We start from the raw sequence: 26,055 nt of genomic DNA, 5'->3' as shown, positions 1-26,055 counted from the left end.
CGGCAATGTCTGCCGGTTTTTTGTGTGATATCATACTGCGCTGTCTGTCAGATAAAAGAGGCCTCCATTTATTATAGAGATATTAATCTTTGGCTCATATTGCTCTTGAAGGGCTGCTTTCTCGTTTTCATAGCTTTCTCCCTTTTCTTCTGCATCTTCATAAAAATGTTCAAGAAGGTTGAGATCTTTTTGCCAGCGCTTACGGGCTTCATCAGCCCATACATGTTCTTCTTGCTCAATTTCGGACTTTATGAAATTAGCTACCCTGAATACACCGCTCCCCGGCATAATGAGCGGAGACAGAGTGAAAGAGTAGTCGGGAATCTTTGGTGTAAGGCTCATGCCAAGCAACCTGTCATGAAAGCTTTCGACCATTTGCCCATTTATTAATTGGAGGCCGATGGATTTAAAGACATCTCTTTTTCGGTCGCATTGATAAGATACGCGGACGTTCATTCCCAGCCATGGCCTTAATGGAACCTGCATTCCTGGTGCCTGCCGGTGGTTTTCATATAATCGTATATAGCCTGCCAGGTTACGGGCTGAATCAAAGATCTGGTGAAGTCTGGGAGAGCCAAAATGAACGACTTCCCCTTTAATATGCGCAGGGGCGAGCTGCTGGTTGGTAATAAGTGTAAGCTGCATGGGGTTAGGAACTCCGCCTGTTTTTTCGAGATAATGCCAATAAAAGGGGCGATTCATTAATTCCTTATCCAAATCAATCGTCAGTTGTACGGTTATATACCCCGGACCTTTAGCAATTATTTCGCATCCATTTGCGTGAAAATACCTTTCAAGGAATTTATGAATTTCCTGTTGCTGCATTCAGTCCACCTTCTTTCATATCCTCAGCAAATTGAATCATGCTCGTCAGATTCTCCATTTTGATTCGCATTTCACCTTCTGAAGCTGATCTTCCGAAAATATCAACAAGGTGATCGTCAATACTTCCAAATTCTAGTTTTGTTAAAATATCATCCAGATCACCTATGACTTTTTCAAAAAGATGTATTTTCTCGTATAAAAGCTTCATTACATGTTCTTCGACTGTATCTTTCGTGGCAAAATTATAAATCATGACATCCTTTTCCTGGCCAAGACGATGGATACGTCCTATCCTTTGTTCAAGACGCATTGGATTCCATGGTAGATCGAAATTAATGATATGATTGCAGAACTGCAGGTTTATCCCTTCTCCTCCTGCTTCTGTTGCAATCAGGACTTGAGCATTCTTTTGGAAAAGCTCCCTCATCCAGTCCTTTTTGCCCCTTTTAAATCCACCCCTGAAGGGCACAGATGTAATACCATATTGTTTTAAAAACCACTGAAGATACATTTGTGTTGCTCTGTATTCAGTAAAGATTATGACCTTGTCATTTATAGTCTGTATTAATTCCAGCGCTTTTTGAGCTTTGGAATTTTGCTGGACAGCTTCAACTTTTTTAACAAGGTACTGTATTTGTTCCTGAAAAGCTATTGAGGGCTGATCCTGTCTTTTTAGCATATTCTGAAGAGTAAAATAGACAGCTTCCCTGCTGCTGCACGCCTCTCTTTGCAGGGTCATCACTGAAAATTGGCTCGAACTGATCCAGTCACCTTCCCCCCGCATCTCTGTTACAGCGCTATAAAGCTCGCGCTCAGCCTCTGAAAATTCAATCGGTATTGTTTCCACATGTCTTTTGGTCCATTCAATTCCTGTATCTGCCCTGCGGTTGCGGATCATGACTTTGTTTACGAGTTCTTTTAGATGTGCATCATCATTTAAAGAACGCGAGTCTTTTTTGTAATTCTCATAAAAGGCTGATTCATTGCCCAGATGGCCAGGTTTGAGCAAAGACACAAGGTTAAATATCTCACTGATGCGATTCTGAATGGGTGTAGCAGTTAAAAGAAGGCAAAACTTCTTTTTAAGGTTTTGTACAAACTCATAGTTTTTGGTTTTATTATTTTTAAGCTTGTGAGCTTCGTCTATAATGATCAGATCATAATCCAGGCTGTAAATGATGTCCCGATGGGGATTGCGTTTGGCTGTATCAATGGATGATACCACTACATCGCATTGTTCCCATACATAGCTTTTTCGCTGTGCCACAGCCGGAATGAAAAATTTGCTGTTGAGCTCCATGGCCCACTGTGAAACGAGGGAAGCAGGAACGAGTATAAGGACTTTTTTTACGAGTCCCCTGATCATATATTCCTTTAATATCAGACCAGCTTCAATCGTTTTGCCGAGACCGACCTCATCAGCAAGGATCGCTTTGCCGTTCATGCTTTCTACAACCTGCTTGGCTACCTCCAGCTGATGGGGGAGTGGAGTAAGGTTCGGCAGATGCTTTGGAGCCTGAAGGCCTTCAAAATCAGGAATAGTCGTGTGGTTTTCAACCTCTACAGCCAGTTTATATAGCTCCCAGTTTCCCCATGGGCCGTCGTCATCAATTCTTTTTAAGAATTCATCCTGCCAGGCAGAATCAAAGCCAATTTGCACTGTCATAAAAACAGCTCCTTTTATCTATATAAAGATATTGCCCAAACCTTGTTAAGGTGGTACGATGTTAATAGCTTTGAAAGTTTAGAAAGTTAACACATTACATTTAGTTAACCGAAATAATGGATTCTTTATTTTTTCTGTTTGGTATAAGTATGACCAACTTGGAAAATTTTATAAATGCGAATGACAACAAGGGGAGAGACTACATTTGTAGCGCCGAAGGAGCAAGCATAATCTGTGAATCTCTCAGGCAAAAGAACTCTTGTTTGACGCAGCTCTGGAGAGTGCTTTTTAATAAGCCACCCAAGGGGAAAGCCGGTTTCGGTAAACTTTCAGGTGCAAGGACAGAGATCTTCTCATAATTGAGGGGATACTCTGTCCTTTTTTATGTTCCTACAACTAACTTCAAAAGATATAAGGGGGACGAGTAAATGTCACAGTTAAAACGCACGCCTTTATTCGAGGTGTACAAAGATTACGGAGCAAAAACCATCGACTTCGGAGGCTGGGACCTTCCTGTTCAATTTTCAAGCATTAAAGAAGAACATGAAGCAGTCCGTACAAAAGCCGGCCTTTTTGATGTATCCCATATGGGTGAAATCGAAGTGAAGGGGACGGACAGCCTTAAATACCTTCAAAAAATGATGACGAACGATATTTCCAAATTAAAGAACTCAGGTGCTCAATATACAGCCATGTGTTATGAGAATGGCGGAACTGTTGATGATTTACTTGTCTATAAAATAGAGGATGACCACTATTTGCTGGTTGTAAATGCCTCCAATATTGAAAAGGACTTCAACTGGCTTCAGGACCATGCTGAAGGGAATGTGGAATTGAAAAACCTTTCTGAAGATATGGCACAGCTGGCGATTCAGGGGCCGCTTGCAGAAAAAGTGCTCCAAAAGCTTGCTGGCACGAACCTGGCAGATATCGGATTTTTCAAATTCCAGCAGGATGTCGATCTGAATGGCAAGAAAGCGCTGGTCTCCAGAACAGGATATACAGGAGAAGACGGATTTGAAGTTTACTGTGATGCCAAAGATGCAGCCGCATTATGGAATGAAATCCTTGAAGCAGGCAAAGAAGAAGGCGTGCTCCCATGCGGCCTTGGTGCAAGGGATACCCTTCGCTTTGAAGCTAATCTGGCACTCTATGGCCAGGAACTCTCACCTGATATCACACCGCTTGAGGCAGGAATCGGCTTTGCTGTAAAAGTCAATAAAGAAGCTGAATTTATCGGCAAAGAAGTGCTTAAGAATCAAAAAGAAAATGGGGTTCCGCGCAAGCTGGCTGGAATTGAAATGATTGACCGCGGCATTCCGCGCCATGGCTATCCAGTATATAAAGGGGAAGAACTGATCGGGGAAGTGACAACAGGCACCCAATCTCCGACATTAAAAAAGAACATTGGCCTTGTTCTTATCAAGAAAGAGCATGCGGAGCCGGAAACTGAATTAGAAGTGGAAATTCGCGGCAAACGACTGAAGGCTAAGATTGCAGCAACACCTTTTTATAAAAGAGAAAAGAACTAACCGGGGGGAGAAAATGATGAAACATCGCTATTTACCGATGACAGAGTCTGACCAGAAAGCAATGCTTGAAAAAATCGGCGTCAGTTCTGTGGAAGAACTATTCAGTGATATTCCCGAAAGTGTAAGATTTAAGGGCGAATATAAAATCAAGCCGGCTAAATCAGAGACAGCCTTACTGAAAGAGCTTACTAAAATGGCTCAGAAAAATGCTGATCTTCGCACAAATACATCTTTCCTTGGTGCGGGTGTTTATGATCATTACATGCCAATCATTGTTGATCATGTTTTATCCCGTTCAGAGTTTTATACTGCCTATACTCCTTATCAGCCAGAGATTTCCCAGGGTGAGCTCCAGGCAATCTTTGAATTCCAGACAATGATCTGTGAGTTAACAGGAATGGATGTTGCCAACTCATCCATGTATGATGGCGGAACAGCGCTTGCCGAAGCAGCCATGCTAAGCGCAGGCAGCACACGCCGCAAAAAGATACTTATCTCAAGCGCAGTTCATCCTGAATCTAAAGAAGTAGTTAAGACATACGCAAAGGGCCAGTATATTGAAGTGATTGAAATCCCTCATAAAGACGGGATCACAGATCTGGAAGCTTTAAATGGAATGATTGGCGATGACATAGCAGCTGTCATTGTACAATATCCTAACTTTTTTGGCAGAGTCGAGCCTTTAAAAGAGCTTGAGGAAATTATTCATGCCCATAAATCCATGTTTGTTGTTTCAAGCAACCCGCTTGCTCTTGGCACACTGACACCTCCGGGTAAATTCGGGGCAGACATTGTAGCAGGAGATGCCCAGGTTTTCGGAATTCCTACAGCTTTCGGAGGCCCGCATTGCGGATATTTTGCCGTAACATCCAAGCTAATGAGAAAAGTGCCGGGACGTCTTGTCGGACAAACGGTAGACGATCAGGGACGCCGAGGCTTCGTGCTTACTCTTCAGGCACGTGAACAGCATATCCGCCGCGATAAGGCAACTTCCAATATTTGTTCCAATCAGGCTCTAAACGCACTAGCGGCATCTGTAGCGATGACTGCTCTTGGCAAGAAGGGCGTAAGGGATATGGCCGCTGCCAACATGCAAAAAGCCCATTATGCAAAACAGCAATTCAAGGCTGCAGGCTTTGAAGTTCCATTTGAAGGCCCTTCATTTAATGAATTTGTCATCAAGCTGAATAAGCCTGTTAAAGAAGTAAATCAAAAGCTTCTTGAAAAGGATATTATTGGAGGCTACGATTTGGGCAGAGATTATGCTGGCCTTAAAAATCATATGCTTGTTGCTGTAACGGAATTGAGAACGAAGGAAGAAATCGATGCATTCGTTAAAGAAATGGGGGATTACCATGCATAAGGAAGATCAGCCACTCATCTTTGAATTAAGCACAGAAGGCCGTATCGGCTACAGCTTGCCTGAAATGGATATTCCGGAAATTGACCTGGTCGAGCTTCTTCCTGAAGGCTACCTGCGAGAGGAAGAGCCAGAGCTGCCGGAAGTGTCCGAACTTGATATCATGCGTCATTATACTGCACTTTCTAAACGCAATCATGGCGTTGATTCAGGGTTTTATCCACTGGGGTCCTGCACAATGAAATACAACCCTAAAATCAATGAGAATGTAGCGCGTTTTAATGGTTTTGCCCACTTGCACCCGCTGCAGGATGAAAGCTCTGTTCAAGGTGCCCTGGAACTGATGTATGATCTGCAGGAGCATCTGATTGAAATTACGGGAATGGATGAAGTGACGCTTCAGCCAGCTGCAGGAGCACATGGAGAATGGACTGGATTAATGATGATCCGTGCTTATCATGAAGCGAATGGCGATACAAAGCGTACTAAAGTAGTGGTTCCTGACTCTGCACACGGAACAAATCCTGCATCCGCGACAGTCGCAGGCTTTGAAACAGTAACTGTTAAATCGGATGAAAATGGATTAGTGGATTTAGAGGACTTAAGAAGAGTGGTTGGCGAGGATACTGCTGCCCTTATGCTGACTAACCCGAATACTTTAGGCTTGTTTGAAGAAAACATTCTTGAAATGGCTGAGATTGTTCACGGCGCCGGCGGGAAGCTATACTATGATGGAGCTAACCTGAATGCAGTACTTTCAAAAGCACGCCCTGGAGATATGGGATTTGACGTTGTTCACCTTAATCTTCATAAAACCTTTACAGGACCGCATGGCGGCGGAGGACCGGGATCAGGCCCAGTCGGCGTAAAAGCGGATCTGATTCCTTTCCTTCCGAAGCCTGTATTGGTTAAGAATGGTGACCAATATGAATTTGATTATGACCGCCCGCAATCAATCGGACGTGTAAAGCCATATTACGGAAACTTCGGAATCAATGTCCGGGCTTATACTTATATCCGTACAATGGGGCCGGATGGACTGAAGGCTGTTACGGAAAATGCGGTGCTAAATGCAAACTATATGATGAGAAGGCTTGAGCCATTCTTTGACCTGCCATTTGACAGACATTGCAAGCATGAATTTGTTTTAAGCGGAAAGCGCCAGAAGAAGCTTGGCGTACGTACTTTGGATATTGCCAAGCGACTTCTTGACTTTGGCTACCATCCGCCAACCATCTACTTCCCGCTTAACGTGGAAGAGTGCATTATGATTGAGCCGACAGAAACAGAATCAAAAGAAACGCTCGACGCTTTTGTCGACGCCATGATTCAAATAGCTAAAGAAGCTGAGGAAAACCCTGAGATTGTTCAGGAAGCCCCTCACACAACTGTAATTGGCCGTCTGGATGAAACAATGGCTGCAAGAAAGCCGGTTCTTCGCTATCAAAAGCAATAAACGGAAAAGGGTGTCCTTTAGAGGGCACTCTTTTTTTTTTGGCTTGTAGACTAATTGTGAACTCTGGGAAGGAATAGGGGAATTCGGGAATAATGCACCGATTCCGGGGAAAAGATCCGAAAACAAGGGAAAGAGTATCGGGCTAAAAGAAAAAACAACAGCGGTGGTGAGGAGTGGATTATGATTGAACTTAGCTGAGGGGTCCCCAATCAAGAGACCCCGTTAAGATAACGGGGTCTTTTCAAATATTGCTATTATTTTTTCGCTTTCACTTTTCCTGTCCATTTTTTAAATCCGCCCTGCAGGTGTGAAAGGTCTTTGTAGCCTTTACGATGCAAAAACTGGGCAGCTCTCGCACTTCTCATGCCGCTTTGGCAATATAAGTAGACTGGCTTGTCCGGACGCAATTCTTTCATGCGCATTTTCATTTGTGAAAGCGGTATATTGCGGGCACCTAAAATATGGCCGTTTTCAAATTCATTTGGTTCACGTACATCGATTAATTGGGCTTTTCTGTAGCCTTCTCTGAACTGGTCTTCCGTAAGCGTTTTAACAATTCGGCGCTGATAAAACCAGGTTATCACGGAATAGGTAATGATTGCACCCAAAATGATAAGAATGAAATAAAGTGTTTCCAATATGTCTTTCTCCTTTCACACATAGGTAAGCCAACTAATATTATATAAGCCTTTCCTAATAGGAGTAAAGGAAATCTGTTAAATTTGTTATGGAAATTCAACTTGCTTTAAATTTCTCTGGAACTTTGGTAGACTATTAACCGCATGTGACTAGTTAAAGAATCTGAAAATGAGGGCTACATATGACTAAAGAAGTTTGGCGATTTATCGATTCAGGAGAGGGGTCACCTTCTTTTAATATGGCTTTGGATGAGGCATTGCTTGACTGGAACAGTGAGGGCAAAATGCCACCAGTAATCCGTTTTTACGGATGGAATCCGGCCACTCTTTCAATCGGTTATTTCCAAAAGGTTGAAAAAGAAATAGATATGGAAGCTGTTAAGCAGCATGGATTGGGATTTGTCCGCAGGCCTACAGGTGGAAGAGGTGTGCTTCATGAACATGAACTCACTTACAGTGTGATCGTTCCTGAAGCCCACCCCGAAATGCCGAATACAGTTACAGAAGCGTACAGAGTCATTTCTGAAGGGATCTTAAAAGGTTTTCACGGACTTGGGATGGAAGCTTATTTCGCAGTCCCAAAGACAGCTGAAGAAAGGGACTCTCTGAAAAATCCAAGATCTGCTGTTTGTTTTGATGCCCCCAGCTGGTATGAACTTGTAGTAGAAGGCCGTAAAGTGGCGGGAAGTGCACAAACAAGGCAAAAAGGGGTAATCCTTCAGCATGGTTCCATCCTACTTGATTTGGATGAAGACAAGCTGTTCAGCCTGTTCAAGTATCCGAATGACAGAGTCAAAGAAAGAATGCAAAGAGCTTTTAAAAATAAAGCTGTTGCCATTAATGAGCTGACAACTGAAAAAATCACCCTGGATCAAGCAAAAACAGCTTTCAAAAAGGGATTTGAAGAAGGCTTGAATATTGAACTTGAACCTTATAAGCTTACAGATGAAGAAATGGCATATGTACAAAAAATCGCAAAAGAGCGATATGAAAGTGATGACTGGAACTATAAGAGATAAAAGCGGCAAAGTCGCTTTTTCTCTTTTTTTAATGAATAATTTTCCAATTGCTGCCCTGTAAAAGTGCAAGCTTCAAAATATGTTAAAATTTATCGTTAATTGTCGGAAATCGGCTATTAACTCTGTTTTTCTTTAAATTTTAGTATATTTTAAGTTTGACAAAATCACATTTAGCTGAACCTGACACAATATGTAGTGGTGTCGAAAATATTTAGGACACTATATATTGATTTTGAGGTTTGAGGTATGGTAACTTTAGGGTACTCTTTTAAAACAGATAGATATACTCTATCTGCCCATATGGTTTACACATTAATTGATAATTGAATTTAGAAGGAGTTGTAACAATGTCTGTTGCTCTAGGACAAAAAATGAAATTGAACATTGATCGTTTAAACAAGGACATCCGTCTTTTTCCTCAGGTTCATCCTGTAACCCCAGATATGAAAATGACCCACAAAGGTGTTTCCCGCTTAGTTATGCTTGACCGCTACACTTTCAAAGACACCGAAAAAGTAACACTCACAAATGGTGACTTCGTTGTTCTCACCATCAAAGAGGATCCTAAATTTCCTGCACGGGGCCTGGGCTTTATCCAGGATATCGATTGGGAAAACAAGACAGCCAAAGTTTTAGTAGAGGAAGATTACAGAGGAGTGCTGGATGATCCGGAAGAATCTAGAACAGGCATTATTACAAAGCCTCTTGATGTAATCGAGAAGCCCCTTGAAATCTTCTATGAGCAAATCGCCAAGCGTAACGCAACAGGTCTGGCATCTGTTGAGAAAACCGAAGAAAAGAAAAAAGAATGGTTTGAAAAATTCTATCAGGAATTGAAAAACTTGAATTTCATTCCGGCTGGCCGCGTATTGTATGGAGCGGGTGCCGACACAGATGTTACGTATTTCAACTGCTACGTAATGCCATTCGTACAGGACTCCCGTGAAGGAATTTCCGAACACCGCAAGCAGGTAATGGAAATCATGAGCCGAGGAGGAGGAGTTGGGACAAATGGCTCAACTCTAAGACCGCGCAACACTTTGGCTAAAGGAGTAAACGGCAAGTCATCTGGTTCCGTATCCTGGCTTGATGATATTGCGAAGCTTACACACCTTGTGGAGCAGGGAGGTTCCCGCAGGGGCGCTCAGATGATTATGCTGGCGGACTGGCATCCGGACATTATCGAATTCATCATTTCGAAAATGCAGAACCCAAGAATTTTACGATTCCTTCTTGAAACTACTAATGATGAAACAATAAAAAAATATGCTAAAGAAAAATTAAAATTCACTCCATTTACCGAACAGGAAATGGCCATGTACCAGGGTATTATTAATTACAAGAGCATTCCCGGCTACGGCGGATTCAGTGATAAAATCATAAAGGATGCTGAAGAAAAACTGGAAACTGGCGGTACTTACAGTGTTCATAATTCTGAATTCCTTACTGGGGCAAATATTTCAGTCTGCCTGACAAAAGAATTTATGGATGCAGTTGAAAATGATGCGGAATATGAGCTTCGCTTCCCAGATGTTGAATCATATGATGCTGACACCATGAAAACCTACAACGAAGAATGGCATAAAGTCGGTGACGTCAGAGAATGGGGAAACCTTGGCTATAAAGTCCGTGTTCACCGCAAAATCAAAGCTAAAGAACTTTGGAATCTGATTAATATCTGTGCAACATACTCAGCAGAGCCAGGTATTTTCTTTATTGATAATGCCAACGACATGACCAATGCACAGGCTTACGGACAAAGGGTTGTAGCAACAAACCCATGCGGCGAACAGCCTCTCGCGCCATATTCTGTCTGCAACCTTGCAGCAGTGAACCTTGCAGAAATGGCAGATAAGGAAAATAAGACCGTTAACTTTGAAAAGCTGAAGCGTACTGTTGAAGTAGGAGTACGTATGCAGGACAACGTAATAGATGCTACACCATACTTCCTTGAAGAAAATAAAAAGCAGGCATTAGGCGAGCGGCGTGTTGGTCTTGGCGTTATGGGGCTTCATGATTTGCTGATCTATTGCGAAACAGAATATGGTTCTGAAGAAGGCAATGTGCTGATTGATAAAGTTTTCGAAACCATCGCAGCAACAGCTTACAAAGCGTCTGTTGAGCTTGCGAAGGAAAAAGGAAGCTTCCCATTTTTAACAGGTGACAATCCTGAGGAAACGAATCGTCTTCGCAAAGCTTTTACAGAAACAGGCTTTATGCAGAAAATGCCAGAGGATATCCGTGGATCCATCTTAGAAAGCGGAATCCGTAATTCACATCTGCTGACTGTTGCTCCTACCGGATCCACAGGTACCATGGTTGGAGTATCTACAGGTCTTGAACCGTATTTTTCCTTCTCCTACTTTAGAAGCGGACGCTTAGGCAAGTTCATTGAAGTGAAGGCAGATATTGTTCAGGAATATTTGGACCGCAATCCGGATGCAGATCCTAATAATCTGCCTGAATGGTTTGTGGCGGCGATGGATCTTGCTCCGGAAGCACACGCAGATGTTCAATGTGTGATTCAGCGCTGGATCGACAGCTCGATCAGTAAAACAGTAAACGCACCGAAGGGCTATAGTGTTGAACAGGTTGAGAAGGTGTATGAGCGCTTATACCGCGGCGGCGCAAAGGGCGGCACAGTCTATGTAGACGGATCACGCGATTCTCAAGTATTGACGCTGAAGGCTGAAGAGAACAGCTTTGACGGTACAGATACAGTCAAAAAAGAAAAATCAAAGCAGCATGTAGTGCTGGTTGATACAATCAGCGACCTGCGTTCAACCGACGTAACAATCGGTTCGGAGGTCGGCAATACATGCCCTGTATGCCGTAAAGGAAAAGTCAAAGAAATCGGCGGCTGCAATACTTGCACTAACTGTAATGCACAGCTGAAATGCGGTTTATAAAAATAATTTAAAAGACCAAAGAAGATGGAAATAATTTTTCCATCTTCTTTTTTTGCTGTTGGATCATTTGGATCATACTACACTCATAGGGTTCAGCGGTGATTTTTTTGCTGGCTGGACAAATTGATAAAGTGAGGTATGCCTAATGAAGCCATTTATCCCTCAGCTGGTTTATATAGAACCTCAAGCTCTTGAATATCCCCTGGGAAGAGAGCTGAAGGAAAAATTTGAAAAAATGAATTTGGAAATTAGGGAAACAACATCACACAACCAGGTGAGAAATATTCCGGGTGATAACGAATTGCAGAAATACCGCAATGCGAAATCCACTTTGGTGGTAGGCATCAGACGGACTCTGAAATTTGATACATCCAAACCTTCGGCAGAATACGCCATTCCCCTTGCTACAGGCTGCATGGGCCACTGTCATTATTGCTATCTGCAAACTACACTTGGAAGCAAGCCATATATTCGCACTTATGTAAACCTTGAAGAAATCTTTGAGCAGGCCTCTAAATATATGGAAGAGAGAAAGCCGGAGCTTACGCGATTTGAAGCTGCATGTACTTCCGATATCGTAGGGATTGATCATTTGACCCATTCCCTGAAAAAAACAATTGAATTTATTGGCCAGACGGAGTATGGCCAGCTCCGGTTTGTCACCAAGTATCATCATGTCGATCATTTGCTTGATGCTAAACATAATGGGAAAACCCGATTTCGTTTTAGTGTTAATTCGCGGTTTGTAATAAAAAACTTTGAGCCTGGCACCTCCTCATTCGACGATCGGCTTGAAGCTGCCCGTAAAGTAGCCAATGCCGGCTACCCGCTTGGCTTTATCGTGGCGCCTATTTACATGCATGATGATTGGCGCGAAGGGTACCATGAACTTTTTCAAAGGTTAAGCAAATCACTCGAAGGCATTAATCTGGAAGGATTAACTTTCGAGTTAATCCAGCACAGATTTACAAAGCCGGCCAAAAAGGTAATTGAAAAACGCTACCCGAAAACAAAGCTGGAAATGGATGAAGAAAAACGCAAATATAAGTGGGGAAGATATGGAATAGGTAAATATGTGTATCCGACTGATGAAGCAAATGATCTGGAAAATACAATTAGGGATTATATTCACTCTTATTTTCCAGAAGCAGAAGTGCAATATTTTACCTAATTATGAAATTCTGCTTGTCAGCCGTACTATTTTAAAAAACTCCTGATTAAAGATGTATAAGTAAGTGTTCCTCTATGAGCAAGTACATCGACAGGAGTGGCTTTCATGTATATAGATGGTGTTTTTTCTGGAGGAGGCATCAAAGGATTTGCCTTAATCGGCGCATATGAAGCAGTCCATAAAAGGGGATTTCGATTCAAACGGGTTGCTGGAACAAGTGCAGGATCCATTGTGGCTGCTTTAATTGCCGCCAATTATACAAGTGAGGAAATATATCAGCTCGTCGATGAATTTGAAGTCAAAAAGCTTCTTGATGAAAGAAAAACATTCATACCCTTTGCAGTCGGAAAATGGCTTAATCTGTATTGGCGTCTGGGATTATATAAAGGGTCGGAGCTGGAAAGCTGGATGGCTCAGAAGCTGGCTGACAGGGGGATTAGAACATTTTCAGATTTGCCGCCGCAATCGCTGAGGGTCATAGCGTCAGACCTTACAAACGGAAGGCTGGTTGTACTGCCTGATGATCTTGTGCATTATGGCATTGATCCAGCTTCATTTCCTGTAGCAAAAGCTATCAGGATGAGCTGCAGCCTCCCGTATTTTTTTGAGCCGGTCAAGCTGAATGGCTACAGCAGCACAAATGTTATCGTTGATGGAGGGGTACTAAGCAATTTTCCCATGTGGCTATTTGATAAGGAAAATGTGAAAAAGACAAGGCCAGTGCTCGGGATAAAGTTAAGCCATAATCTGAGCGAACGGCCGCCGAATAAAATCGACAACGCCATACAAATGTATGCGGCGCTTTTTGAAACGATGAAGGACGCGCATGATGCAAGGTACATTTCGAGAAAACATGCACAAAATATTATTTTCATTCCAACGGATGGCGTACTGACTGCGGAATTTAATATAACCGAGCAGAAGAAAAGAGACCTTCTGGAGCACGGCAGGCAATGCGCGGAGGACTTTTTTTCATCATGGAGCTATTAAGCGGAAAAACAAGGAGCTTGATCCGGAAGTCTCCCCCAGAATTCAGAACTTAGCTTACAAAAATAAAAAATCGAGCCCGAATTAAAGGGAGGCTCGATTTTTCTTTTTGCCTTTTTTGCCTTCTATGACTGTCAAGTGTGGAGAAGATTTTTTCTTAGACTTTTTAATCGAAGTAAGGGAACCTACAGAAGCCTTCCTTCCATTGGCTGAGCCCATTTCTTTATTATTGTTAAAGCGCCTTTTGGATTTTTTGGCTGCCTTTATAAAAGCTCGCTGCTCCCGCTTTGAGGGATTAGATCTGTTAAAGCGCTGAAAAAGAAAGTATACTACAGCACCAATGATGACAATGACAGCTATTCTCTGCAAAAAACCGGCAGGATTAGAGATCAGGCTGACGGCAACTCCGATGACAGCTAGCATAATGAGCCCGGAGACAATATAAAATGTAAATGGTTTTTTCAAGAAAGCCACCTCCCTAAAAGCATGATGAGCAATTTTATAAGCTTTTAAACTATATAAGCTAAAGTTTATCGAAATAATTAATGAAAGTTGTCTTCATATTTTTCTTTTCCTATTTCTTTACAATTTAAACAGCAGAATATTAACTTTTAAAAAGTATCAGGAATAGCTGCGTACTTACCAAAGAGTATCCCGCATGCTGCCTATACTTAAATTTATGCTATGAACACCAGTCCCGGAACACACATTGCCTCAAATAAGCAAAAATCAAAGGACTGTATCATTAATTATTTTATTCGACCTAAAATCTCATAAAACCTCTCTACAACAGGAAATTATATAAAAAATATGAATGATCTTTGCCGGAGGGTTATTCGAATCTGCATTTATTTTAAATCTGATGCAATGGAATAAATGTGAGTGGACATAATAGGAAAAGGAGGTGGCGCAAAGTGGCAGAAGAAAAGGAGCGCTTGGAACAGGATCAAAGGGAGAGGCCGATGTCTTTTATGGCAATGGTGGTCATTACCGGACTGGTTGGAGGCATTCTTTGGAGCGGCCTGGCCTATCTGGCTTACGTGTTTAATTTTACCGAAATTCGCCCTAATGTCATTCTCGAACCCTGGACGATTGGGGCCTGGAAAGAGGGCTGGCTGGGAACTCTGATCTCAATTTTCCTTATTGGCGCAATTTCAATTGTGGCGGCCTTAATTTATTATGCAGCGCTGCGGAAATTTCAAAGTATTTTCGTGGGAGCTGGCTATGGAGTTGCCCTTTTTTTACTGGTATTTTTTATACTCAACCCAATATTCCCTGGAATCAGCCCGTTTTGGGATCTAGGGCGGAATACAATTATCACATCGATCTGTTTTTATATATTATTTGGCGTATTCGTAGGGTATTCCATATCATATGAAGCTCATGAAATCCGAGGCAAGAATGAAGATGAAAAAAAGGCCCGGACAGATCCGGATTTAACTTGATGGATAAAGCATAATGGCGAATGTTAAATCTTTATGCAGTAATGATGAATTTTGCGAAAAGCGCTATACATCAGAACTGTATGAAATTTTGCTTTATGATAGAATGTTCTTAATGGGCATTCTTTTTCGATGCTGTCAGAGAGTAGACAAGAATAGAAAGAGAGGCCTGTCAGCAACTATGTAAGAGGGGGTTGAACATGGGGAAAATACTCCTGTTAAATGGGCCAAATTTAAACCTGCTCGGCAAAAGGGAACCAGGTGTTTATGGAAAAGAAACGCTTGATCAGCTGGAGCAGAATATGAAAGCATTGGGTGCTTCACATGAGACAGAAGTGACCTGTTTTCAGTCAAATCATGAAGGGGAACTCATTGACAAGCTTCACCTCGCCAATGAAGATGGCACACAGGGTATTATTTTCAATCCTGGCGCATTTACCCATTATAGTTACGCGATCAGGGATGCTGTTGCAGGAATCCAGGTTCCTTTGATCGAAGTACATATTTCAAATGTTCATGCCAGGGAAGAATTCAGGCATACTTCTGTCATTGCACCCGCTGCAATGGGCCAAATAGTCGGTCTGGGCTTTAAAGGGTATGAACTGGCTTTCCATGCATTAATGGATTTTCAAAAGGGGAGAGGATAATATGGAAAAAATACAAAAATTACGCACACGCTTTACTGAGTCTGGGATAGATGGAATGCTGATTACCAGCAGTTTCAACCGCCGTTATATGACTGGTTTTACCGGTTCAGCCGGCGTGGTATTAATCAGTGCGGATAAAGCACTCTTCATAACCGATTTCCGCTACACAGAACAGGCAGCTAAACAGTGTGAAGGGTATGAAATTGTGAAGCATACTGGTGCAATTACAGAAGAAGTTGCCAAACAGGCTGAACAGCTTGGGATCAAAAAGCTTGGCTTTGAAGAGAATCATTTGGCTTTCTCATCCTATAAAGCCTATGAAAAAGCTGTTAACTCTGAGCTTGTCCCAGTTTCTGACACAATTGAAAAGTTACGCTTGATAAAGACCGATTCAGAGATTAAGATAATAAAGGTGGCAGCTGACATTGCAGATGCTGCTTTTAAACATATTCTTGATGTCATTCGGCCAGGAATTACTGAATTGGAAGTTTCCAATGAATTAGAATTCTTTATGAGAAAAGCGGGTGCAGTTTCATCATCGTTTGATATTATCGTAGCATCCGGATACCGTTCTGCTCTTCCGCATGGAGTCGCCAGTGATAAAGTTATTGAAAAAGGCGATTTTGTCACACTGGACTTCGGCGCTTATTATAAGGGCTATGTTTCAGATATTACTCGTACGGTTGCTGTTGGAGAACCTGAAGATAAGCTGAAAGAAATCTATACAATTGTGCAGGAAGCTCAGGAGCGGGGGATGGAAGGCATCAAACCGGGAATGAGCGGCAAAGAAGCAGATGCCTTAACTCGTGATTATATTTCTGGTAAAGGCTATGGCGAATATTTTGGTCATTCTACCGGACATGGCATCGGGCTTGAAGTGCATGAAGGGCCTGCATTGTCATTTAAGTCTGATGTTATACTTGAACCTGGAATGGTTGTAACGGTGGAGCCGGGCATTTACATACCGGGCCTCGGCGGTGTCCGCATTGAGGATGATACAGTCATTACAAAGGATCACAATGAAACGCTTACTCACTCTACTAAAGAATTGATTATTCTTTAATTGTACACATTAGGAGGACAAACTCATGATTTCTGTAAACGATTTTCGTACGGGATTGACGATTGAAGTTGATAACGGCATTTGGCGTGTAATGGATTTCCAGCACGTTAAACCGGGAAAAGGAGCGGCATTTGTACGGTCCAAATTGCGCAACCTTCGCACAGGTGCTATTCAGGAAAAAACCTTTCGCGCAGGTGAAAAAGTAGGGAAAGCACAAATCGATAACCGTAAAATGCAATACCTTTATGCTAATGGAGATCAGCATGTTTTCATGGACAATGAGTCTTATGAGCAAATCGAGCTGCCTGCATCAGCAATTGAGTATGAATTAAAGTTTTTAAAAGAGAACATGGAAGTTGCTATTATGCTTTACCAGGGAGAGTCTCTCGGAATTGAGCTTCCTAACTCTGTTGAGCTTACAGTGACTGAAACAGAACCAGGTATTAAAGGGGATACTGCTTCCGGCGGAACGAAGCCTGCTACACTTGAAACAGGACTGACTGTACAAGTTCCTTTCTTTGTTAATGAAGGAGATAAGCTGATTATCAATACAACTGATGGTTCATACGTGTCACGTGCATAATTTTAAAAAAATCCCGATTTCTCGGGATTTTTTTTATCCTTTATATTTCCTGCCTTCAGCACCGGGGGATATGTCAGTATCATTGCGATTATTATAATCAGGGTCAGATGCAGGGGCATTTCTATTATCGCGTGTTCCGCCGAGATAAGCCCTGTCGCCTTTTTTCTGGTTTTTTAAAAATTCTCCTAAGTTCTCATTCATCCTCAAACCTCATTTCTCCGGGAAGTTACTATGTGACACATAATTAGTATTAGCTTTTTCCTCATGATTATAAGACGAAAATTTCTTAGCTATAATAGGTGAACTCTGCTGTGATTTGGCTTTCTATGTCTATGGTACCAGGCTGGATAGGCGTGCTGACGGCACTTTTAACAAAAGTGGAGGATTGATACGATACAGGCTGTTCTATGCCTAAAGTTCTTTCCGCAACGGATACAGGGGTGCTGATCAAATGTACTCTAAGTGCAGAGGCGATTGTTTCTGCCTTTTTGCAGGCATCCATAACAGCCAGAATTAATGCCTGCTGGTACAATTCTGACTGGTTTTCAGCTTCAAAATGAATTCCTCTGACAATGTTTGCGCCGTTATCCACTGCTGTATCCACTACAAGTCCCGTATTTTCTATCTCATCGACAGTAATGCCTAGTATATGCTCAACCCTGTACCCGCGGAAAATTTGCTTGCCATCCACAAAATCGTACTGCGGAAAAATGGTGAAATCGGACGTTTGAATCTGCTTTTCTGTTATTCCAATATCATTAAGAGCCTTTTTGATACTTGAAATGGCACCTGCATTCTGTTCCTGTGCTTTCTGAAGCTCCTGGTCTTCTGTTAAAACCCCCAGCTTTATGTTAGCCTGGTCAGGCTGTACAGCTAGCTTCCCCTCACCTGAAACCCTTAAAATATTTGGCTTTGATCTGGAATGGCTTCCTGTTTGCACAGAATTGCGGACAAAGGGCTGATAATAATACATGGATTTCATTCCCCGCTTTCATTGAGGTATCTTTCTAGAATTACGCGGGAGAAAGAAAGAAAATGCGTACATTATTAATCCCAGCTGTAATTCAACAGCCGCGCAATTCTCTTAGGGATATCCGTATTCTCCATCACTCCTGTAAAAGTTTCGCTCCCAATGCCATAAGCAAATAAAGGGATCATATTGCCTGTATGTCCGCCGGTTGAGCTGAGAGATCTTACTTTATTCGTTAAAATTCCCCCATGATATTTTTCTGCAATCAGGCTGCCTATTTCCCATGCAGCTAAATATTGAGGATAAACCTGGCTGTCTGTTTTCATCAGCTTGCCATTAAATGTTTCAATTTCCTGCTCGGTTAAATCAATATTTGCATACTTTTTTAAGACATTCTTAACGCTTTCTGACCGGTAAGTGCCCCTATTTTCATCTCTGGCAAATTGGCTGACCATATACTGCGGGGTCGCCTTGATTTCTTTTAACTGCTGTATATCCAGCGGCTCTGATGCTGATATACCCATGGTTTCGTGATCAGCGGCAACCAACACCAGTGTCTCTTTGTCCTTTTTTGCCCATTCAACCGCATACTTGACAGCTTCATCAAATTCAATGGTTTCTTTCCAGATGCTTGTAATATCGCCTGCGTGTGAAGCGTGGTCAATCCTTGCGCCTTCAGCCATAAGGAAAAATCCATGATTACCTTTTGAGAGAACACTGATCGCTTTTTCAGTCATTTCTTTTAAGCTTGGTTCCTTGCTGTTTTTTAAAGGACGGTCCAGTTTAAAGTTCATATATCCATTATTGAACAATCCAAGAAGTTTTCCCCCTTTTGCTTTCTGCATTTCCTCCCGATTGCTAACATATTCATAGCCTTTCATCCTGGCCTCCTTAATTAAATCCTTCCCGCCTTGCTTTTCCTGACTGAAATAGGCTCTCCCGCCTCCCATTAACACATCCACCTCATTATTCAGCTGCTGGCGTGCAATTTCCTCCTGTCCAGACCATCTGTTTGTAACACTTGCTGTAAAGGCGGCAGGTGTTGCGTCTGTAACTGTATTGGTAGAGATAATCCCCGCCTTTTTTCCGCTTTTCTTGAATAAATCCAGAATGCTGTCTGACTCCTTACCATCAGGAGTGACTCCGATCATCTCATTATTTGTTTTTTTTCCAATTGCAAGTGCAGTGCCGCCGGCAGCTGAGTCTGTAACAAAATTATTGGCAGATTCGGTATGCACCAATGCCGTGTGAGGGAGAGATTCCAGAAACAACCGACCATCCTTTCCATATTCCAGTTTTCTTGCAATCTCAATCTGGCCAATTCCCATTCCGTCTCCAATCATCAGAATGACATTTTGCGGTCCTTTTGCAATTTTCTGATGAGCCATTCCTTCTGCAGGGAAGAAGCCAAGGACTAAAAGATGAAAAATAACCATAATGTAAACACATTTAGCTTTCATATAATGACACCCGCCTTTACCAACTTTCTTAGGGTTATTTTTTGGAGAAAAGATTTTTTTTACTCGGCGAAAAGCTTGTCCCTAAATAAATGAGAAGCTTGCAAATCTAAGTCATATTGTTTTGCCTCAGGCATACATTTTAAATAATGAGAAGCTAGTCCGAAATCAGATGATGAATGGAGGAGCAGACATGGAAACGATTATAGCCTTTTTGCCGAAAAAAATTGCCGAACAAATACTGAGAATCCCTCCGCAAATCTTAGACGATCTGGAGGAAATCAGGGTCCGCATTTCCAGACCCATTGAGCTGACAGCAAGGGGGGTGCCGCATTATCTCCCTTATATAGTTGAGTCAGAGGATGCCGTGCATTTGCTGAATAAAATAAGCCATTTTTCCATTTATACACTGGAGGAAGAACTGAAGAGAGGTTATATCACGATTGAAGGCGGCCATAGGGTAGGGCTTGCCGGAAAGGTCATTCTTGAACAAGGAAAGGTTAAGGCAATCAGAGATATTTCCTCTTTTAACATTAGAATTGCCAGGGAGAAAATTGGCATTGCCAAGAATCTGATTCCCCGAATTTACAATGATGGGTGGCTGCATACCATGATTATTGGTCCGCCGCAGACTGGTAAAACCACCTTACTGCGCGACATTGCAAGAATCATTTCATCTGGTGATCCCAATGATGACTTTCCTGCCAGCAAGGTTGGGATTGTGGATGAACGCTCCGAAATAGCAGGATGTGTGAACGGGATCCCGCAAATGACATTTGGGAATAGAATTGATGTCCTTGATGCCTGTCCAAAAGCTGAAGGCATGATGATGATGATTCGTTCCATGAGCCCCGAGGTTCTGGTTGTTGATGAAATTGGCAGGCATGAAGATGCAGAGGCCATAATGGAGGCTGTAAATGCCGGAATAAAGCTGATTATGACCACACATGGAAATTCGCTGGAAGAAATTAAGAAGCGCCCCACTTTACAAGCCATACTGGAAATGGGCATTTTTCAGCGTTTTATTGAACTGGGCAGGAAAGAAGGGCCAGGCAGCATTTTGTGCATTAGAAACTCAGACGTTGCAGGATACCCATATAAAGCGGGCGTGATGTAAATGATGAAGGTTATTGGAGCTGTTTTGATCATCATTGCTACAACGTGGGCAGGGTTTGAAGCTTCGAGGCATCTGACCGAAAGGCCGCGCCAGCTTCGCCAGCTTAAATCGGCCCTGCAGTCGCTGGAGGCTGAGATTATGTATGGCCATACGCCTCTTCATGAAGCAGCCAGAAGACTTTCTGCCCAGCTTTCCAAGCCGCTATCCTGGTTCTTTGAATCCTTTGCAAAGAAATTGACTGATTCCGAGACGACCGTTAAGGACGCCTGGGAAGAAAGTTTGAAGGAAACTTGGAAAATGACAGCTTTTAAACAGGGGGAATTTGAGATTATGAAGCAATTTGGCGAAACACTTGGAAGACATGACCGTCTATCCCAGCAAAAGCAGATCATGCTGACCCTTTCCCACCTGGAACGTGAAGAAGCAGATGCACATGACAGACAAGTGAAATACGAGAGAATGGTCAAAAGTCTGGGGTTTTTATCCGGATTGCTCTTAATTATTTTACTAATGTAGGACACGCCGGCAGCTTGAATTGCCGGACGCTGATCAGAGCTTAGGGGGAGAAAAGATGGGCCTAGAGGTAGATATCATATTTAAGATTGCAGGTGTCGGAATCGTTGTAGCCTTTTTGCATACTATTCTTGATCAGGTGGGCAAAAAGGAATACGCACAATGGGTGACGCTGTTCGGATTTATATATATCTTGTTCATGGTTGCTTCCATTGTAGATAACCTGTTCCAAAAAATAAAATCTGTTTTTTTGTTTCAGGGTTAAAAGGGGGGGCTCAGCCATTGAAATTCTGCAGATAGTCGGATTTTCGCTTGTAGCCACTTTCCTGGCGCTGATTGTAAAGGAGCAAAAACCCAATTTTGCTTTTTTGCTGATTGTTTTTGTCGGCTGTGCCATCTTTCTTTTTCTCGTCGACCAAATTTATGCCATTATCCATATGATTGAAAAGATTGCCGTCAATGCAAAGGTGAATATCGTATATGTTGAAACCATTTTAAAAATAATCGGAATAGCCTATATTGCTGAATTTGCAGCCCAGATCACGAAAGATGCAGGACAGGGGGCCATTGCAGCAAAAATTGAGATGGGCGGGAAGATACTTATCCTAGCCATGGCAATCCCGATCCTTACTGTATTAATCGAAACCATCATTCGCATGATTCCGAGCTAGCTTGCTCAGGTCTTCTGAATATGAAGGCCGCCGGAGTGGACAAGCACATATTGCTGTATTAGATAGGGTCTTTTAAAAGAGGTGAAAAAATGAAGCAAAGGATGCAGAAAATTTTATGGTTTAGCTTAATTCTATTCTTTTTCCTGGCACCAATTGTACAAGCCTCACCTAAGACCGGCGAAGCAGAGGAAACGATATCTCCCGAGGATTTAGTAGAATCTCAGGTGGAGAAGTTAGATCTTAATGAATTAAAAGGATTTTGGGAAGAAATCACAACTGAGTATGGAGGCTTTTTGCCTGAAAGCCAAAAGGGGAGTCTATATGAATTTATAAAGGGAGAAAAGGAATTCTCACTGAAAGAGTGGGCTGCCGGTGCAACGAAGTTTGTGTTCCATGAGTTCATTGTAAATGGAAAGCTGCTGGGAACCCTGATATTGCTGACGGTATTCAGCATGTTCCTCCAGTCTCTGCAGAATTCATTTGAAAAAAGCACTGTCAGTAAAGCGGCATACTCAATCGTGTTCATGGTTTTAATAATTATTGCACTGAACAGCTTTCATGTTGCGATCACTTACACACAGGAAACCATTTCAACCATGGTGTCATTCATAATGGCTCTAATACCGCTGCTGCTTGCACTGATTGCTTCTTCGGGAGGTGTGGTATCCGCTGCTTTTTTCCACCCGGTGATTTTATTTTTGATGAATGTCAGCGGATTATTTATCCAGTATGTCATCCTTCCGCTTTTATTTTTATCAGCCCTGTTAAGCATTGTCAGCACATTGTCAGAACACTATAAGGTAACTCAGCTTGCGAATCTGCTCCGGAATTGGAGCATAGGGCTTCTTGGGATGTTTCTGACAGTCTTTTTGGGAGTTATATCAGTTCAGGGAGCCTCAGCTGCGGTTACAGATGGAATTACCATTCGTACAGCAAAATTTATTACTGGAAATTTCATTCCGGTCATTGGAAGGATGTTTACAGATGCGACCGATACAGTAATTAGCGCTTCGGTGCTATTGAAAAATACTGTTGGGATAGCAGGAGTCGCCATTCTCCTTATTATCGCAGCTTTTCCTGCAATCAAAATTTTGATGATTGCGTTTATATATAAATTCGCGGCAGCCATTTTGCAGCCGCTGGGGGGAGGGCCGATCATATCCTGCCTGGATATAATCAGCAAAAGCATCATCTATGTTTTTGCCGCTCTGGCCATCGTCTCCCTGATGTTTTTCCTTAGTATTACGGTTATTATAGCAGCCGGTAATTTGACCATGATGGTCAGGTAGGGAGGGAATGAAGTGGATTTCATAAAAGAATGGGTAACGAACATCATATTATTTGTTCTGCTTGCCACTGTCATAGATATGCTCCTCCCCAGTTCCAAGCTTCAGAAATACACAAAAATGGTGACAGGGCTGCTGCTGATTGCGATTATACTTACACCAATTTTAAGAATTATATCAAGTGATTTTGAAGAGGCACTTGTTTCAGTGCCGGTTTTTGAGGCATCCGGAGAAAAAAATATGGAAAATTTAATAGAAATGAAGAAAAAAGAAATACAAGCCTCAAGTGATGCATATATTTTAGAACAAATGGCTGTCCACATGAAACAGGACGCAGAAGAGGAGTTGATGGAACAGTACGGTCTGGAAATTGCTAACATTGATATTTTAGTAGATGAAAGCAGTGATCAAGCCTTCCCGGATAACCTGCAAAAGGTCATGATCCAACTCAAAGCAGAAGATGCAGAAGCTGAAGCTGTAGAAGTGGTTAAAACAGTGGAAATCAATGCCGGGAAACCTCTTCCATCCAGCGGGCCCGAACATGAAGATGCAGTAGGAATTGCTTCTCTTCTCGCACAAAAATGGAATGTAGACGCAAACTCAATCGAAGTTCTGGTAGAAGGGGGGAATATGGATAAGGATGGATAATGAAAAAGGTCCTTTCACATGGATAAAGAAGCTGATTTCCAAAGATGGTCAGTCTGATAAGAAACCCGGTAAATTCCATTATTTGCTGCTTGTACTACTTTTTGGAGCAGCGATCATGCTGATCAGCAATACGCTGTTTCAAGATGACGGCTCCACCGAGGATTTATCCGTTTTTAAGAATGGGGAAGAAGTGAAGCAGGAAGAAGAGGTGCCGGTATTCGGCCAGCAGAAATCTGGAGGAAATGACACAATCGCCAATTATGAAAAGGCATACGAAGCTCAAATAAAAGAGGCACTTGACGCAATCGTCGGCGTAGAAGATGCCACTGTTGTGGTTAATGTGGATGCCACAGAGAAGAAAGTCCTTGAAAAAAACAAAACGACCCAAACACAGAAAACCGATGAAACAGATCGGGAAGGCGGCAAAAGGAAGGTTGAGGATCAGTCACAGGAGGAACAGCTTGTGATTGTCCGAAATGGAGAAAAAGAGGTTCCCATTGTCATAGAAACCAAGAAACCTGAAATAAGGGGAGTGCTGGTTGTGGCAAAAGGGGCTGAAAATATACAAGTGAAAAAGTGGATTATAGAGGCAGTAACAAGAGCGCTTGATGTTCCAAGTCATAGAGTATCTGTAATGCCAAAAAAAACTAAGGGGGAATAATAGATGCTTTTAAAGAAACAAACGGTCTGGCTATTAACAATGCTGAGTTTGGTGGTTGTCTTATCTGTATATTATGTAACATCTCCGGAGCAAAAAGGCAGTGACCTTGCTGCAATGGAAGAAAAGGCAGAGGGAGAAATGGAATCAGTTGAAAGTGAAGATGGCAAGGCAATCATTACAAACACTGCCAGTGATGAAATGTTTGAGACTTTGCGCCTTCAGCTTGACGATGAGCGCAGCCGCATGAAGGAGGATCTTACAGAGGTCCTCGGTCAAACTGATCTTCCGGCTGAAGAAAGAATGAAGGCAAAAGATCAAATTGATGAATTAAATGAAATCGCTCAAAAAGAAGCGATGCTTGAAACATTAATAAGGGCGATGGATTATGAAGATGTACTTGTCCGTGCTGATGGAAAGAAGGTTCAAATTACGGTTAAGGCAAAAGATCATTCAGCTTCTGCTGCAAACAATATTATTCAGGAAGTAAGGAACGAAATTGGACAGCTTGAGGCTGTAGCCGTTGAGTTCCAGGTTGAAAAGTAGATAATATAGGGGGAGCCAGCATAATTCCTGCGGGCTCCCTTTTATAATTTTATTATATGTTTGGTAACTTTTTCATATAAGTGCATAATATAAAAGTCCTGTTTACTATAGAAATCTGGCTGAATTTCACGTAAAATCCTTAACATTTCACAAAAAATTAGAAAAATATTAAAATGGAACAGAGGATGGATAGAGAAATTATTATCCAGTACATAATAGGATGTTGAAGTTTTATAAGGTCTTATCGTATGATATTAGTATCTAGTCATAATTAAATCATGCATTACATTCCTGCCGTATGTTCTAATTCTTTGCATCAAAGGGATGGATACGGATTAATTGGATTGTCATGCAGTGAGAAAACAAGGGGTGCCAAAATGTTAAAAGTACAAGAAATCCGTGAACTGATTAAATTGGTTGATCAGTCAAATATTGATGAATTTGTATATGAGCATGAAGGTTCAAAAATTAAGATGAAGAAAAAGGGCAATGAAGCAGCAGTTGTTCAGCAAGTTCAGCCGGCAGCTGTTCAAGCATTAGCTCCTGCTCAGCAGCCAGTCCAGCCAGCTGCTGTAAAGGTGGAAGAGCCAAAAGCTGAAGCGCCAGCACATGCGCCGGCACCACAGGCCGATGCCGCGGAAGATCTACATAAGATTGTCTCACCGATGGTAGGAACCTTTTATCAATCATCTTCACCTGATGCCGATGCTTATGTAAAAGCCGGCTCCAAGGTTACAAAAGATTCCATTGTCTGCATTGTAGAAGCAATGAAGTTATTTAATGAAATTGAAGCAGAAGTTAATGGCGAAATTGTAGAAGTGCTTGTAAAGGATGGCCAGTTAGTAGAATATGGCCAGCCACTATTTTTAGTAAAGCCTGAATAAGGAGCGG

27 protein-coding genes and 1 riboswitch are annotated in these 26,055 nt (G+C 42.2%); of the genes, 20 read left to right on the top strand and 7 right to left on the bottom strand.

What is annotated here, in order from left to right; genetic code table 11:
• Positions 1-30: 30 nt before the first annotated feature.
• Positions 31-825: a YqhG family protein gene (locus tag JI665_RS08080; protein ID WP_206838541.1), complete on the bottom strand. Its 795-nt coding sequence runs from the start codon at positions 823-825 to the stop codon at positions 31-33.
• Positions 803-2,491: a DEAD/DEAH box helicase gene (locus JI665_RS08075; protein WP_206838538.1), complete on the bottom strand. Its 1,689-nt coding sequence runs from the start codon at positions 2,489-2,491 to the stop codon at positions 803-805. Before JI665_RS08075 ends, JI665_RS08080 begins: the two co-directional genes overlap by 23 nt.
• 180 nt (positions 2,492-2,671) lie before the next feature.
• A riboswitch (glycine riboswitch) is annotated at positions 2,672-2,760 on the top strand.
• A gap of 159 nt (positions 2,761-2,919) precedes the next feature.
• Here JI665_RS08075 and gcvT point away from each other — a divergent pair.
• From gcvT to gcvPB, 3 genes are read left to right on the top strand one after another with little or no spacing between them, the layout of a single operon-like run.
• Positions 2,920-4,023, top strand: coding sequence for a glycine cleavage system aminomethyltransferase GcvT (gcvT, locus tag JI665_RS08070; RefSeq protein WP_206838536.1), 1,104 nt, complete (start codon positions 2,920-2,922; stop codon positions 4,021-4,023).
• 16 nt (positions 4,024-4,039) lie between these two features.
• Positions 4,040-5,386 carry an aminomethyl-transferring glycine dehydrogenase subunit GcvPA gene (gcvPA, locus tag JI665_RS08065; RefSeq protein WP_206839293.1) on the top strand — a complete coding sequence of 449 codons (1,347 nt, stop codon included), beginning with the start codon at positions 4,040-4,042 and terminating at the stop codon, positions 5,384-5,386.
• Positions 5,379-6,839 carry an aminomethyl-transferring glycine dehydrogenase subunit GcvPB gene (gene gcvPB / locus JI665_RS08060; RefSeq protein WP_206838532.1) on the top strand — a complete coding sequence of 487 codons (1,461 nt, stop codon included), beginning with the start codon at positions 5,379-5,381 and terminating at the stop codon, positions 6,837-6,839. Before gcvPA ends, gcvPB begins: the two co-directional genes overlap by 8 nt.
• A gap of 254 nt (positions 6,840-7,093) precedes the next feature.
• Here gcvPB and JI665_RS08055 read toward each other — a convergent pair whose 3' ends face one another.
• Positions 7,094-7,477, bottom strand: a complete 384-nt coding sequence (locus JI665_RS08055; protein ID WP_009332920.1) for a rhodanese-like domain-containing protein — start codon at positions 7,475-7,477, stop codon at positions 7,094-7,096.
• Between the two features lie 182 nt (positions 7,478-7,659).
• Between JI665_RS08055 and JI665_RS08050 the strand changes: the two genes are divergently transcribed.
• The 4 genes from JI665_RS08050 to JI665_RS08035 all read left to right on the top strand — a co-directional run bounded on the left by JI665_RS08050 (position 7,660) and on the right by JI665_RS08035 (position 13,566).
• Positions 7,660-8,496 (top strand): lipoate--protein ligase family protein, encoded by an 837-nt coding sequence (locus JI665_RS08050; RefSeq protein WP_206838528.1) that lies wholly within the window; start codon positions 7,660-7,662, stop codon positions 8,494-8,496.
• Positions 8,497-8,843: 347 nt separating this feature from the next.
• Entirely contained in the window at positions 8,844-11,405 is a 2,562-nt protein-coding gene (locus JI665_RS08045) for a vitamin B12-dependent ribonucleotide reductase (RefSeq protein WP_206838525.1), read from the top strand.
• Positions 11,406-11,550: 145 nt separating this feature from the next.
• On the top strand, positions 11,551-12,576 hold the full coding sequence (gene splB, locus JI665_RS08040; protein ID WP_206838522.1) for a spore photoproduct lyase: 1,026 nt from the start codon (positions 11,551-11,553) through the stop codon (positions 12,574-12,576).
• 105 nt (positions 12,577-12,681) lie between these two features.
• Positions 12,682-13,566 (top strand): patatin-like phospholipase family protein, encoded by an 885-nt coding sequence (locus tag JI665_RS08035; RefSeq protein WP_206838519.1) that lies wholly within the window; start codon positions 12,682-12,684, stop codon positions 13,564-13,566.
• A gap of 81 nt (positions 13,567-13,647) precedes the next feature.
• Here JI665_RS08035 and JI665_RS08030 read toward each other — a convergent pair whose 3' ends face one another.
• Entirely contained in the window at positions 13,648-14,037 is a 390-nt protein-coding gene (locus JI665_RS08030) for an SA1362 family protein (RefSeq protein ID WP_312886149.1), read from the bottom strand.
• 440 nt (positions 14,038-14,477) lie between these two features.
• Between JI665_RS08030 and JI665_RS08025 the strand changes: the two genes are divergently transcribed.
• From JI665_RS08025 to efp, 4 genes are all read left to right on the top strand, one after another.
• Complete coding sequence (locus JI665_RS08025; RefSeq protein WP_206838515.1) at positions 14,478-15,008, top strand: YqhR family membrane protein; 531 nt, start codon at positions 14,478-14,480, stop codon at positions 15,006-15,008.
• A gap of 197 nt (positions 15,009-15,205) precedes the next feature.
• Positions 15,206-15,652 carry a type II 3-dehydroquinate dehydratase gene (gene aroQ, locus JI665_RS08020; RefSeq protein ID WP_206838513.1) on the top strand — a complete coding sequence of 149 codons (447 nt, stop codon included), beginning with the start codon at positions 15,206-15,208 and terminating at the stop codon, positions 15,650-15,652.
• A 1-nt stretch (position 15,653) separates the two neighbouring features.
• Positions 15,654-16,715: a M24 family metallopeptidase gene (locus tag JI665_RS08015; RefSeq protein ID WP_206838512.1), complete on the top strand. Its 1,062-nt coding sequence runs from the start codon at positions 15,654-15,656 to the stop codon at positions 16,713-16,715.
• Between the two features lie 25 nt (positions 16,716-16,740).
• The gene (gene efp, locus JI665_RS08010; RefSeq protein WP_009332911.1) at positions 16,741-17,298 is read left to right on the top strand and encodes an elongation factor P; all 558 of its coding nucleotides are present in this window, start codon (positions 16,741-16,743) and stop codon (positions 17,296-17,298) included.
• Between the two features lie 33 nt (positions 17,299-17,331).
• Here the strand turns inward: efp and JI665_RS08005 are convergent, their stop codons facing one another.
• From JI665_RS08005 to JI665_RS07995, 3 genes are all read right to left on the bottom strand, one after another.
• Complete coding sequence (locus tag JI665_RS08005) at positions 17,332-17,499, bottom strand: hypothetical protein (RefSeq protein ID WP_206838509.1); 168 nt, start codon at positions 17,497-17,499, stop codon at positions 17,332-17,334.
• 85 nt (positions 17,500-17,584) lie between these two features.
• Complete coding sequence (locus tag JI665_RS08000; RefSeq protein ID WP_206838505.1) at positions 17,585-18,271, bottom strand: SIMPL domain-containing protein; 687 nt, start codon at positions 18,269-18,271, stop codon at positions 17,585-17,587.
• Between the two features lie 74 nt (positions 18,272-18,345).
• Complete coding sequence (locus JI665_RS07995; protein WP_206838503.1) at positions 18,346-19,728, bottom strand: alkaline phosphatase; 1,383 nt, start codon at positions 19,726-19,728, stop codon at positions 18,346-18,348.
• Positions 19,729-19,918: 190 nt separating this feature from the next.
• On the opposite strand from JI665_RS07995, the gene spoIIIAA reads away from it, so the two are divergent.
• From spoIIIAA to accB, 9 genes are all read left to right on the top strand, one after another.
• Positions 19,919-20,842 (top strand): stage III sporulation protein AA, encoded by a 924-nt coding sequence (gene spoIIIAA, locus JI665_RS07990; protein WP_206838501.1) that lies wholly within the window; start codon positions 19,919-19,921, stop codon positions 20,840-20,842.
• Positions 20,843-21,358: a stage III sporulation protein SpoIIIAB gene (gene spoIIIAB / locus JI665_RS07985; protein WP_206838499.1), complete on the top strand. Its 516-nt coding sequence runs from the start codon at positions 20,843-20,845 to the stop codon at positions 21,356-21,358.
• Between the two features lie 55 nt (positions 21,359-21,413).
• A complete protein-coding gene (gene spoIIIAC / locus JI665_RS07980) occupies positions 21,414-21,620 on the top strand; it encodes a stage III sporulation protein AC (RefSeq protein ID WP_009332905.1) in 207 nt (68 codons plus the stop codon).
• A gap of 16 nt (positions 21,621-21,636) precedes the next feature.
• Positions 21,637-22,026: a stage III sporulation protein AD gene (gene spoIIIAD / locus JI665_RS07975; protein WP_172581968.1), complete on the top strand. Its 390-nt coding sequence runs from the start codon at positions 21,637-21,639 to the stop codon at positions 22,024-22,026.
• Positions 22,027-22,115: 89 nt separating this feature from the next.
• The gene (gene spoIIIAE / locus JI665_RS07970) at positions 22,116-23,315 is read left to right on the top strand and encodes a stage III sporulation protein AE (RefSeq protein ID WP_206838497.1); all 1,200 of its coding nucleotides are present in this window, start codon (positions 22,116-22,118) and stop codon (positions 23,313-23,315) included.
• Positions 23,316-23,327: 12 nt separating this feature from the next.
• Positions 23,328-23,960, top strand: a complete 633-nt coding sequence (gene spoIIIAF, locus JI665_RS07965; RefSeq protein ID WP_206838495.1) for a stage III sporulation protein AF — start codon at positions 23,328-23,330, stop codon at positions 23,958-23,960.
• Positions 23,953-24,621 (top strand): stage III sporulation protein AG, encoded by a 669-nt coding sequence (spoIIIAG, locus tag JI665_RS07960; RefSeq protein ID WP_206838493.1) that lies wholly within the window; start codon positions 23,953-23,955, stop codon positions 24,619-24,621. Before spoIIIAF ends, spoIIIAG begins: the two co-directional genes overlap by 8 nt.
• A gap of 3 nt (positions 24,622-24,624) precedes the next feature.
• Positions 24,625-25,164, top strand: coding sequence for a SpoIIIAH-like family protein (locus JI665_RS07955; protein ID WP_206838491.1), 540 nt, complete (start codon positions 24,625-24,627; stop codon positions 25,162-25,164).
• A 377-nt stretch (positions 25,165-25,541) separates the two neighbouring features.
• The gene (gene accB / locus JI665_RS07950; RefSeq protein ID WP_206838488.1) at positions 25,542-26,048 is read left to right on the top strand and encodes an acetyl-CoA carboxylase biotin carboxyl carrier protein; all 507 of its coding nucleotides are present in this window, start codon (positions 25,542-25,544) and stop codon (positions 26,046-26,048) included.
• The last annotated feature ends 7 nt before the right edge of the window (positions 26,049-26,055 follow it).

The organism is Bacillus sp. NTK034, assembly GCF_017303275.1.
Taxonomy (GTDB): Bacteria; Bacillota; Bacilli; order Bacillales; family Cytobacillaceae; genus Cytobacillus.
This window is presented reverse-complemented; position numbering and strand designations above follow the sequence as displayed.